This window comes from Zavarzinia sp. (genome assembly GCF_049306435.1).
In the GTDB taxonomy this organism is placed as follows: Bacteria; Pseudomonadota; Alphaproteobacteria; order Zavarziniales; family Zavarziniaceae; genus Zavarzinia.
Window position 1 is genome coordinate 1 of record NZ_JBAQRT010000229.1, and the last position, 12214, is coordinate 12214.

11 protein-coding genes are annotated in these 12214 nt (G+C 66.5%); all 11 read left to right on the forward strand.

What is annotated here, in order from left to right; translation table 11 throughout:
• Window positions 1–1533 (forward strand): glycine cleavage T C-terminal barrel domain-containing protein (locus WAZ62_RS13330; RefSeq protein WP_422644026.1); only part of this gene is annotated, 1533 nt, incomplete at its 5' end.
• Window positions 1526–2092, forward strand: coding sequence for a sarcosine oxidase subunit gamma (locus WAZ62_RS13335; RefSeq protein ID WP_422644027.1), 567 nt, complete (start codon window positions 1526–1528; stop codon window positions 2090–2092). The genes WAZ62_RS13330 and WAZ62_RS13335, both read left to right, overlap by 8 nt.
• A 179-nt stretch (window positions 2093–2271) precedes the next feature.
• Complete coding sequence (locus tag WAZ62_RS13340) at window positions 2272–3570, forward strand: class I SAM-dependent methyltransferase (protein WP_422644028.1); 1299 nt, start codon at window positions 2272–2274, stop codon at window positions 3568–3570.
• A gap of 108 nt (window positions 3571–3678) precedes the next feature.
• Window positions 3679–5193: a replicative DNA helicase gene (locus tag WAZ62_RS13345; protein WP_422644029.1), complete on the forward strand. Its 1515-nt coding sequence runs from the start codon at window positions 3679–3681 to the stop codon at window positions 5191–5193.
• On the forward strand, window positions 5180–6325 hold the full coding sequence (gene alr / locus WAZ62_RS13350) for an alanine racemase (protein WP_422644030.1): 1146 nt from the start codon (window positions 5180–5182) through the stop codon (window positions 6323–6325). Before WAZ62_RS13345 ends, alr begins: the two co-directional genes overlap by 14 nt.
• Complete coding sequence (locus tag WAZ62_RS13355; RefSeq protein WP_422644031.1) at window positions 6322–7098, forward strand: MlaE family ABC transporter permease; 777 nt, start codon at window positions 6322–6324, stop codon at window positions 7096–7098. Before alr ends, WAZ62_RS13355 begins: the two co-directional genes overlap by 4 nt.
• Window positions 7095–7868: an ABC transporter ATP-binding protein gene (locus WAZ62_RS13360; protein ID WP_422644032.1), complete on the forward strand. Its 774-nt coding sequence runs from the start codon at window positions 7095–7097 to the stop codon at window positions 7866–7868. Before WAZ62_RS13355 ends, WAZ62_RS13360 begins: the two co-directional genes overlap by 4 nt.
• A complete protein-coding gene (radA, locus tag WAZ62_RS13365) occupies window positions 7868–9274 on the forward strand; it encodes a DNA repair protein RadA (protein ID WP_422644033.1) in 1407 nt (468 codons plus the stop codon). Before WAZ62_RS13360 ends, radA begins: the two co-directional genes overlap by 1 nt.
• A 2-nt stretch (window positions 9275–9276) precedes the next feature.
• Entirely contained in the window at window positions 9277–10014 is a 738-nt protein-coding gene (locus WAZ62_RS13370) for a CvpA family protein (protein ID WP_422644034.1), read from the forward strand.
• Between the two features lie 12 nt (window positions 10015–10026).
• Window positions 10027–11481 (forward strand): amidophosphoribosyltransferase, encoded by a 1455-nt coding sequence (purF, locus tag WAZ62_RS13375; RefSeq protein ID WP_422644035.1) that lies wholly within the window; start codon window positions 10027–10029, stop codon window positions 11479–11481.
• A gap of 4 nt (window positions 11482–11485) precedes the next feature.
• Window positions 11486–12208: an SDR family NAD(P)-dependent oxidoreductase gene (locus WAZ62_RS13380; RefSeq protein ID WP_422644036.1), complete on the forward strand. Its 723-nt coding sequence runs from the start codon at window positions 11486–11488 to the stop codon at window positions 12206–12208.
• The last annotated feature ends 6 nt before the right edge of the window (window positions 12209–12214 follow it).

The following is a 12214-nucleotide window of genomic DNA, read 5'->3' on the forward strand; positions in this document are numbered from 1 at the left end:
GCCCTGCCCGACCTGCCGAGGGCCGAGGATGCGCCGTTCCGCATCGCGCCGCTGTGGCAGGTGAAGGGCAAGGGCCGCGCCTGGCTCGACCAGCAGAACGATGTCACGGTGAAGGATGTCACCCTCGCCCATCAGGAAAACTTCCGCTCGGTCGAGCATGTGAAGCGTTACACGACCCTGGGCATGGCGACCGATCAGGGCAAGACCGCCAATGTCCCGGCGATCGCCGTGATGGCCGAGTTGACCGGCAAACCGATCGAGCAGGTCGGCACCACGATCTATCGCCCGCCCTATACGCCCGTCGCCATCGGCGCCCTGGCCGGCCGCTCGCGCGGGGCGGATTTCCGTCCCCGGCGCCTGACCCCCAGCCACCATTGGGCGCAGGAACAGGGCGCGGTCTTCGTCGAGGTCGGCAACTGGATGCGCGCGCAGTGGTTCCCCAAGCCGGGCGAGAGCCATTGGCGCCAGTCCGTCGACCGCGAGGTGCTGGCGACGCGGCAGGCCGTCGGCATCTGCGACGTCACCACCCTCGGCAAGATCGATGTTCAGGGCGCGGATGCCGCGGCCTTCCTCGACCGGCTTTATTGCAACGGTATGGCGAAACTCGCCGTCGGCCGGGTGCGCTATGGCCTGATGCTGCGGGAAGACGGCATGGTGAAGGACGACGGCACCGTCGCCCGCCTGGCCGAGGATCATTTCGTCGTCACCACGACGACGGCCAATGCCATCGCCGTGTTCCGCCACATGGAATTCTGCCGCCAGTGCCTGTGGCCGGCGCTGGATGTCCAGCTGATCTCGACGACCGACGCCTGGGCGCAATTCTCGGTCGCCGGGCCGAAATCGCGGGAGTTGCTGCAACGGGTCATCGATCCCGCCTGCGATATTTCGAACGAAGCCTTCCCCTACATGGCCTGCGGCGCGGTCACGGTCTGCGGCGGTCTGCGGGCCCGGCTGTTCCGCATCTCCTTCTCGGGCGAACTCGCCTATGAGATCGCGGTGCCCGCCCGCTATGGCGACGGGCTGATCCGCGCCCTGATGGCGGCGGGCCAGGACCTCGGCGTCACGCCCTATGGCACCGAGACGCTGGGCGTCCTCCGCATCGAGAAGGGCCATCCGGCCGGCAACGAGCTGAACGGCCAGACCACGGCGGCCAATCTCGGCCTCGGCAAGATGGTCTCCGCCACCAAGGACGCCATCGGCATCACCCTGTCCCGGCGCGAAGGCATGAACCGGCCGGACGATCTGCGCCTCGTCGGACTGAAGCCGCTGTCACCGGCCGATGCCATCGTCAACGGCGCCCATCTGATGACCGGGGGCAGCCCGGTCGATGCCGCCCATGATCAGGGCTGGATCACCTCGTCCTGCCATTCGCCCCATGTCGGCAGCTCGATCGGCCTGGGTTTCCTGAAACGCGGCGACCAGCGAACGGGCGAGATCATCCACGTCGTCAATCCGCTGGCCGGCACGGACATCAGGGCGCAGGTCGTGTCCCCCTGCTTCATCGACCCGGAAGGAGTGCGTCTCCGTGGCTGATCGCCTGCCCCCCCTGACCGTCTTCGGCAAGACCACCGCGCGGGTCGACCGGATCGGAACCTTGAGCATCGCCGAGCGGCCGGATCTCGCCCTTGCCTCCCTCGCCGCCCGCCTGGGACGACTTTCGTCACTCGAGGCCGTGGCGCCACTGGTTCTCGGCGCGTCCCTGCCCGGCGTATCGCGCGTGGCCGGCGACACGATCCGCGCCTTCTGGACCGGACCGGAGCAATGGTTGGTCGAGGCGCCCCATGCCACCCACGAAGACCTCGCCGCGATCCTGAAGCAGGGCTTCGGCGCCGACGCCTCGGTGACGGAGCAAAGCGACGGCTGGTGTGCCTTCGATATCGCGGGCGCGGCCATGCCCGACCTCATGGAGCGCCTGTGCGCCGCCGATACAAGGGCGATGGCGCAAGGCGACGTGCTGCGCACGACGATCGAACATCTCGGCTGTTTCATCATCTGCGAGGCGCCGGCCTCGTCATTCCGCCTGTGGTGCGCGCGCTCCTCGGCGCTGTCGCTCCATCATGCGCTGGTGACCGCGGCGGTCGCGCTGTCCTGACCGTCATGCCGGCGCATGACCCCCATGCGCCGGCACAAAGGGCGAATTCGCAACATCGCCTATTGCGCCGGACCCGGGCCTGACTTTTAATTATTTCCAGAATGTTGACCGCTTAATCCCGATGTAGGGGACACTGTGTCAACCGCACTGACCGTTTCCGCCTGTTCGTCGCGGGGGCGGTGTCAGCCCAGGTCGCCGGTGCCTCCTCATCGCTTCTCGCCCTGAACCGCTTTCCCCCGGGGGTTCATGTGATGTTGCTCGACAATCTTCTGTCACGGGTCATCCGACACGGTCGCCTGACCATCATCTATCCCGGCGGCCGCGGCCGCACCTATGGCGAGGCGGGCGATGGCCCCGGCCCGACCATCCGCATCCACCACCGCTCGGTCCTGATGGCGGCGGCGCTCGATCCCAGTCTCGGCTTCGCCGAGGCTTACATGGACGGCCGGCTGACGGTCGAGAATGGCGATGTCTATGACGTCTGCATGATCGTCGTTCACAACTTCGAGAAGGTCGGCCTGGCCGGTGCCTCCAGATTGAAGCTGGCGCTCCGCCATCTCCTTCGCCCGATCGAGCAATTGAACCGGGCGCGCGCCTCACGCCGCAATGTCGCCCATCATTACGACCTCTCGGGCGCGCTCTACGACCTCTTCCTCGATGCCGACCGGCAATATTCCTGCGCCTATTTCGCCCGCCCGGACATGACGCTGGAAGAAGCTCAGGCCGCCAAGAAGGCGCATATCGCCCGCAAGCTGCGCCTGGAGCCGGGCATGCGCGTGCTCGACATCGGCTCGGGCTGGGGCGGCCTCGCGCTTTCCCTCGCCCGGGATCACGGGGTCGATGTGACCGGCATAACCCTGTCGACCGAACAGCTCGCCCTTGCCCGCCAGCGGGCGGCCAAGGCGGGCCTCGCCGACCGGGTGAAATTCGAGCTGATCGATTACCGCGCCGTCACAGGCCGCTTCGACCGCATCGTGTCGGTCGGCATGTTCGAGCATGTCGGCGTCGGCTTCTACGACATCTTCTTCAACAAGGTCCGCGATCTTCTGGCGGATGACGGCGCCGCCATGCTGCACACGATCGGCCGCACCGGCTCGCCCGGGCCGACCAACAGCTTCATCGCCAAATACATCTTCCCCGGCGGCTACACGCCCGCTCTGTCGGAAGTCATGACCTCGGTCGAGCGCAGCGGCTTGATCGCCGCCGATGTCGAGATCCTGCGCCTGCATTACGCCGAGACGCTGAAGGAATGGCGCCGTCGCTTCCTCGCCAATTGGGACAAGGCGGAAGCGCTCTATGACGCCCGTTTCTGCCGGATGTGGGACCTCTATCTCGCGTCCTGCGAAGCCTCGTTCCGGGTTGGCGGCCAGGTGGTGTTCCAGTTCCAGTTCGGCCGAGACGTCGCCAGCCTGCCGATCACCCGCGATTATCTCTATGTTCATGACAATCGGGAGAACACGCGCCTCGCGGCCCAGTGACAGGTTCATCCCCATCGTTCACAGGCTGTGGACAAGATTCTGCCGGATGAACCCCCTCGGGGGCGGTTCGAATCTCGCTTCGCCGGCACAAGCGGCTAAACTGCCGCCATGGATACCGCCCGCCCCTTTCCCGCCCCGGTCTTCGCGATGAACGATACCGGATCGGAGCCGCATTACCGCACGCCGCCCCACAACATCGAGGCCGAACAGGCCCTGCTGGGGGCGATCCTCGTCAACAACGAGGCCATCACCCGCGTCACCGAATTCCTGCTGGCGAGCCATTTCCACGAGCCGCTGCACCAGCGGATCTACGAACATGCGCTGAAGCTGATCGAGCGCCAGCAGATCGCCAATCCGGTGACCATGCGGCCCTTCTTCGAGCAGGACCCGGCCATGGTCGAGATCGGCGGGCCGGCCTATCTCGCCCGGCTCGCCGCCAATGCTGTCACCATCATCAATGCCGCCGACTATGGCAGGGCGATCTATGATCTTGCCCTGAAGCGCGAGTTGATCCAGGTCGGCGAGGAAATCGTCAATACCGCCTATGAGGCGGATATCGACAGCAACGCGGAAGAACAGATCCAGGCCGCCGAAGGCAAGCTGTTCAACCTCGCCGAAGCCGGCAGCCGGGAAGGCGGGCTGATGCCGTTTTCTCACGGGCTGACGGCGGCGGTCGGGGCGGCGGAACGCGCCTTCAAGTCGGACGGCAGGCTGACCGGCGTCACCACCGGCCTTGTCGATCTCGACCAGAAGCTGGGCGGGTTGCACCGCTCCGACCTGCTGATCCTGGCCGGGCGCCCCTCCATGGGCAAGACCGCGCTGGCGACCAACATCGCCTTCAACGCCGCGCGGGCCGCCCGCTTCGAGAAGGATGCCTCGGGCCGCAACGTCGTCACCTCGGAAGGCGCCGTCGTCGCCTTCTTCTCGCTCGAAATGTCGGCCGAGCAGCTGGCCATGCGCATGTTGTCGGAACAGTCGCGCATCGTTTCGGAGAAGATCCGCCGCGGCCAGCTGAACACCGACGAATTCCACCACCTCGTGCAGGCGGCGCAGGAGGTGCAGAACCTGCCGCTCTATATCGACGATACACCGGGTATCACCATTTCCGCCCTGCGCACGCGCTGCCGCCGCCTCAAGCGCCAGTATGGCCTCGGCCTCGTCATCGTCGACTATCTGCAGCTGGTCAACCCCTCGGGCAAGTCGCGGACCGACAACCGGGTGGGCGAACTGTCGGAAATCACCCGTGGCCTCAAGATGCTGGCCAAGGAACTGGACGTGCCGGTGATCGCCCTGTCCCAGCTCTCGCGCCAGGTCGAGAACCGCGAAGACAAGCGGCCCCAGCTGTCCGATCTGCGCGAATCCGGCACGATCGAACAGGACTCGGACGTCGTCATGTTCGTCTACCGCGAGGAATATTACCTGATGCGCCGCGAACCCCGGGAAGGCACCCCCGAGCACGCTGCATGGCAGGACGAGATGGAACAGGTGCATAATCTCGCCGAGGTGATCATCGGCAAGCAGCGCCACGGCTCCATCGGCATCGTGAAAATGCGCTTCGACCCGTCCCTCACCCTGTTCCAGAATCTGGCGCGTGAGGATTATCTGCCCGATGCTGACTATTGAGCCCGTCGCCGCCGAAGGCCCCATCGGTGCCACCACCCGCCTGACCATCGACCTCGCCGCCATCGCCGCCAACTGGCGGATGCTCGCCGGCCTCGCCGCCCCCGCCATCGCCGGCGCGGCGGTGAAGGGCGATGCCTATGGCCTCGGCGCCGCCCGCGTCGCCCCCGCGCTTTATGGCTCGGGTTGCCGTCATTTCTTCGTCGCCCATGTCGGCGAAGGCATCGCCCTTCGCCCGCATCTGCCGGCCGATGCCGTGATTTTCGTGCTGCACGGCATTCCGGCGGGGACCGCCGGCGAATTCCTGGCCCATGGCCTTACCCCCGTCCTCAACGGTCTTGGCGATATCGCCGCCTGGTCGCGGGCGGGCGCCATCGCCCATCGCCGTCTGCCCGCCGCCCTCCATGTCGATACCGGCATGAGCCGCCTCGGCCTGTCGGGCGCGGAGGTCGACCTGCTGTGCGCCGAACCGGACCGGCTGGATGGCATCAGTCTCGATCTCGTCATCAGCCATCTCGCCTGCGCGGATGATCCGGCCAATCCGATGACGGCGGCCCAGCGTCTTCGTTTCCTCGATATCTGCGGGCGCCTGCCCCATACCGGCCGGCCCTTCCGCCGCGCCCTCGCCAATTCGGCCGGGATCTTCTGGGGCGCCGACTACGCCTTCGACCTGGTGCGGCCGGGCATCGCGCTTTACGGCGGCAATCCGGTCAACGGCCGCCTTGCCCCCGTGCGCCCCGTGGTCCGGCTCGAGGCCGGCATCCTGCAGGTGCGCGAGATTGACCCGCCGGAAACCGTTGGCTACGGTGCGACGCACAAGGTGGTCCGGCCGACGCGGGTCGCGACGGTCGCCGTTGGCTATGCCGATGGCTTCCTGCGCGCCGCCGGCAACCGGGCCCTGGCGCTGGTCGATGGCCGGGAAGTTCCGGTTCTGGGGCGGATTTCGATGGATTTGATGACGATCGACGTGACCGACGTGGCGCCGCAAAGCTGCCGGCCGGGCATGTATATCACGCTGGTCGGCGATGCCCTGACCATCGACCGGGTGGCGGCGACCATGGATACCGTGTCCTATGAACTGCTGACCCGTCTCGGCCGACGTTTCGAGCGCGTCTATACCGGCGGGGCGGCATGAACAATCCGCTGGCGCTGGTTGGCCGCGCGACGCTTTCGTTCCTCGGACTCGCCGGGCGGCTGACGCTGTTCGCCGGCATGTCGCTGCAGCATGTGGTGCGGCCGCCGTTCTACTTCGGGCTGATCGGCCGGCAGATGCTGTCGATCGGCTATTTCTCGCTGCCGGTCGTCGGCATGACCGCGCTGTTCACCGGCATGGTGCTGGCGCTGCAGATCTATATCGGCTCGTCCCGCTTCAACGCGGAAAGCGCGGTCGCGACCATCGTCGTCATCGGCATTACCCGCGAACTCGGCCCGGTCCTGTCGGGCCTGATGGTGGCGGGGCGCGTCTCGGCGGCCATGGCGGCCGAACTCGGCACCATGCGGGTGACCGAACAGATCGACGCCCTGACCACGCTGTCGACCAACCCGTTCAAATATCTGATGGCGCCGCGCCTGATCGCCGCCACCCTGACCATGCCCATCCTGGTCTTCATCGCCGACATCATCGGCGTGATGGGCGGTTATCTGGTCGGCACCGCCAAGCTCGGCTTCAATTACGGCAGCTACCTGAAGTCCACCGTCGACTATCTCGAGCCGATGGACGTGATCTCCGGCCTCGTCAAGGCCGCGGTCTTCGGCTTCCTGCTCGCCCTCATGGGCTGCTACCACGGCTATCACAGCAAGGGCGGCGCCCAGGGCGTGGGCGCGGCGACGACCAACGCGGTCGTTTCCGCCTCGGTGCTGATCCTCGCCGCCAATTACCTGATCACCGAATTGTTCTTCACCTCATGACGACGCCGAAGCTGAAACTCCATGGCGTGGCCAAGCATTTCGGCCACAAGAAGGTTCTCGACGGTATCGATCTCGAGATCGGCCGGGGCGAATCCATGGTCGTCATCGGCGGCTCGGGCACCGGCAAGTCGGTGATGCTGAAATGCGTGCTCGGCCTGATCCGTCCCGATCGCGGCAAGATCCTGGTCGACGGCGAGAATGTGGTCGGCCTGCGCGGCTCGGCCAAGGAAGAATATCTCGCGAAATTCGGGATGCTGTTCCAGGGCTCCGCCCTCTTCGACAGTCTGCGCGTGTGGGAGAATGTCGCCTTCGGCCTGATCCAGGGCCGCGGCATGAAGCGGAAAGCCGCCAGGGAAATCGCCCTCGAGAAACTGGGCCGCGTCGGTCTGAAGGCGGATGTCGGCGAACTCTATCCGTCCGAACTGTCGGGCGGGATGCAGAAGCGCGTCGCGTTGGCCCGCGCCATCGCGACCGAGCCGGAAATCATCTTCTTCGACGAGCCGACCACCGGCCTCGACCCGATCATGGCCGATGTCATCAACGACCTGATCGTCGAATGCGTGAAGGAACTCGGGGCCAGCACCCTGACCATCACCCATGACATGGCCTCGGCCCGCAAGATCGCCGACCGCCTGGCCATGATCTACAAAGGCCATATCATCTGGTGCGGCCACAAGGACCAGATCGACAATTCGGGCAACCCTTACGTCGACCAGTTCATCCATGGGAGGGCCGAAGGGCCGATCACCATGGACGTGCTGAAACCCTGATGGCGCGCCCGGGCGAGAACTGGGTCTGCCAATCCTGTGGCACGGCGGCGCGCAAATGGTCCGGTCGCTGCGAATCCTGCGGGGCCTGGAACTCCATGGTCGAGGAAGCAGGTGCCCAGGCCCTGCCCGGCGGCCTCGACCCCAAGGCCCGCAAGAAGGGTCGCGGTCCCGAATTCGCCGACCTGCGCGGCGGCGAGGCCCCGCCGCCCCGCCTGCCCTCCGGCATCGAGGAATTCGACCGCGTGGCCGGCGGCGGCCTGGTGCCCGGCTCCGCGCTTCTGGTCGGCGGCGACCCCGGCATCGGCAAATCCACCATCCTGCTGCAGGTCGCGGCCGCCCTCGCCCGCGCGGGCAAGCTCTGCGCCTATATCTCGGGCGAGGAAGCGGTCAATCAGGTGCGTCTGCGCGCCGGGCGCCTCGGCCTTGGCGACGCGCCGGTGCGCCTCCTCGCGGAAACCGGCCTTGGCGATATTTTCGCGGCGCTGGACGGCCTTGGCCGGCCCGATGTCGTCATCATCGATTCGATCCAGACCATGTTCGCCGAGAATATCGAGTCGGCCCCCGGCACCGTCTCGCAGGTGCGGGCGGTGGCGGGCGAGTTGGTGCGCTATGCCAAGAAGCGGGGCGTGACCGTCATCCTGGTCGGCCATGTCACCAAGGACGGCCAGATCGCCGGCCCCCGGGTGGTCGAGCACATGGTCGATACCGTCCTTTATTTCGAGGGTGAGCGCAGCCATCAGTTCCGCATCCTGCGCGCGGTCAAGAACCGCTTCGGCCCGACCGACGAGATCGGCGTCTTCGAGATGACCGGCGGCGGCCTCGCCCAGGTCGCCAATCCTTCCGCCGTCTTCCTCGGCGAGCGACAGGAGGATGTCTCGGGCACCGTCGTCTTCGCCGGCATCGAGGGCTCGCGCCCCTTGCTGGTCGAGATTCAGGCCCTGGTCGCCCCTTCGGCGCTGGGCACGCCCCGCCGCGCCGTGATCGGCTGGGACTCGGGCCGGCTGGCCATGGTCATGGCCGTGCTGGAAGCGCGCTGCGGCATTGCATTCGGTCCGCGCGATGTCTATCTGAACGTCGCCGGCGGGCTTCGCATCGTCGAACCCGGGGCCGACCTTGCGGTTGCCGCAGCCCTCGTCTCCGCAATGGTCGATATTGCGCTGCCGCGAAACATGGTAGTCTTCGGGGAAATCGGCCTGACGGGCGAAGTCCGGCCGGTCGCCCAATCCGAGGCAAGACTGAAGGAAGCCGCCAAATTGGGCTTCGATCAGGCGCTTGTCCCGACAGGTGGGGCAAAACGTACGACGTCCGCCGGCATTACGGAGATCTCCCGTCTTGCGGACATGGTCCACCGCCTTGTAGGAGAAGGGGTGGGAGCCGCTGGTGGCCACCCTCCGAGGAATCGCTGATCATGTCCGATCTGCCCTTCAATCTGGTCGACGGGGTGGTTATTGCTCTCGTCGTCCTGTCTGCGCTGTTTGCCTTCTTCCGGGGCTTCACCCGGGAGGTGCTGTCGATCGCTGCCTGGGTCGGCGCCGCGCTGGTCGCGCTCTATCTGCAGGACAACGTGAAGCCCTACGCCCTTCAGGCCACCGGCCATGAAGTGCTGGCGCAGGCGATCGCCGTGGGCGCGCCCTTCATTGTCGCCCTGCTGGTCTTCTCGATCCTGACCCATCTCGTCGCCAGCCGCGTGCAGCAAAGCGCGGTCGGCCCGCTCGACCGCACGCTCGGCTTCGCCTTCGGCATCCTGCGCGGTCTCGCCGTCGTCTCGATCTTCTATCTCGTGGTCACCAACCTGGTGAAGGAACCCGAAGATCCGGCCTGGATGCGTGACGCCAAGACCCTGCCGATCATCCGCGCCGGGGCCGAGATCGTCTTCGACATCCTGCCGCCCGAATTGCGCAGCGATCAGGTCCTGTCGCGTCTGCGCGATGAAGGCGGCGTCGTCCTTGACGGTGCCCGCACTTTCGAGACCATCGCCCCCGTCCTGTCGCCCGGCGCTACCCCGGCGCCGGCCCCCACCCCGGCGGCGCCCCCGAAGCCGCAGGGTGCCCTGCCCGGCGCCAACGGGGAAACCGGTTATTCGTCCCAGCAGGTCAGTGATTTCAATCACCTGATCGACAGCGTGGGAACCACCAAAGCGAACTGAGGAGGAAGGTCGTTGACGACCCCTTTCGATGACGATCACCTGCGCGAGGAATGCGGCATTTTCGGCATTTCGCGCCATGCGGATGCCGCCCGCCACGTTGCCCTCGGCCTCCATGCCCTCCAGCACCGGGGCCAGGAAGCGGCGGGGATCGTCTCCTTCGACGGGGCGCGTTTCCAGGCGCATCGCGCCATGGGCCATGTCGCCGAAGCCTTCGAATCCGACAAGGTGATGGCCGATCTGGCGGGTTATGCCGCCATCGGCCACGTTCGCTACGCCACCTTCGGCGCGACCGTCCTCCGCAATGTCCAACCGCTCTTCGCCGACCTGTCGTTCGGCGGTTTCGCCATCGCCCACAATGGCAATCTGACCAACGCCATGGCGCTGCGCCGCCGGCTGGTCAAGGCGGGCTGCATCTTCCAGTCCACTTCCGATACCGAGGTCATCCTCCATCTGGTCGCGACCTCGACCAAGAACGATGTCGTCGACCGGCTGATCGATGCCCTCAAGCAGATCGAGGGGGCCTACAGCCTCGTCGCCCTGACCGACAGCATGATGATGGGGATGCGCGATCCCCTGGGCGTGCGGCCGCTGGTCATGGGCAAGCTGGCGGACGACACGATCGTCTTCGCTTCCGAGACCTGCGCCCTCGACATCAATGGCGCTGAGTTCATTCGCGACGTCGAACCGGGCGAGATCGTCATCGTCTCGGACGAGGGCATCACCAGCCTGAAGCCCTTCGCGACCCCGAAGCCGCGCTTCTGCATCTTCGAGCATATCTATTTCGCCCGGCCCGATTCGGTGGTCGAGGGTCGTTCGGTCTATGACGTGCGCAAGCACATCGGCGCCGAACTCGCCCGCGAAAGCGGGATCGAGGCCGATGTGATCATCCCCGTGCCGGATTCGGGCGTGCCCGCGGCGATCGGCTTCGCCGCCGAGGCTCGCATTCCCTTCGAGCTGGGCATCATCCGCAATCACTACGTCGGCCGCACCTTCATCGAGCCGACGCAGCAGATCCGCAATCTCGGCGTCAAGCTGAAGCACAACGCCAATCGCCCGCAGATCGAGGGCAAGCGCGTGGTGCTGGTCGACGATTCGATCGTCCGTGGCACCACCTCGCTGAAGATCGTGCAGATGGTGCGCGACGCCGGCGCCCGTGAAGTGCATATGCGCATCGCCAGCCCGCCGACCACCCATTCCTGCTTCTACGGCGTCGACACGCCGGAGCGCAGCCAGTTGCTGGCCGCGACCCATGATATCGAGGGAATGCGCCGCTTCATCCAGGCCGACAGTCTCGCCTTCATCTCGATGGACGGGCTCTACCGCGCCATGGGCGAGGCCGGGCGCAACGCCGCCCAGCCGCAGTTCTGCGACGCCTGTTTCACCGGCGACTATCCCATATCCCTGACCGACCATTGGGGCGGCGACGAGGACCAGTCGCGCCCCCATCGCGTGAAAGCCGCGGGCTGATCCCTTGAGCATCGAAAAACCCCTGGCAGGGCGCCTTGCCCTGATCACCGGCGCGTCGCGCGGCATCGGCTGGGCCGTCGCCAAGGCCTATGCCGCCGCCGGCGCCGACCTCATCCTGCTGTCCCGGACGACGGGTGCGCTCGAGGAACTGGACGACGCGATCCAGGTCGCGGGTGGCAATCCGTCCACCCTCGTGCCCCTGGATCTCGCCGATGGTCCCGGCATCGACCGGCTCGGCGGCGCCATCGCCGAGCGCTGGGGCAAGCTCGACATCCTCGTCTCCAACGCGGGCGTCCTCGGGATGCTCGCCCCCCTCGGCCATATCAAGCCGAAGGACTGGGACGCGCTGATGACCATCAACATCACCGCCAACTGGCGTCTGATCCGCTCGCTCGACGTGCTGCTGCGGGCGAGCGACGCCGGGCGGGCGATTTTCGTGACCTCGGGCGCCGCGACCAAGGGCCAGGCCTATTGGGGCGGCTACGCCACCTCGAAGGCGGCGCTGAACGCCATGGTGACGGCCTATGCCGCCGAGACCGAGACAACCAGCTTGCGCGTCAATCTGCTCTCGCCCGGGCCGGTCGATACCGGAATGCGCGCCAAGGCCTTCCCCGGTGAAGACAAGGCCACCTTGCCGAAACCGGCGGATGTCGCCCCGCTTTTCGTAGAGCTGGCCCGCGCGGAAGAAACGCGCCACGGCCAGATTGTGCGTTATAGTCACCCCTGATCGCTG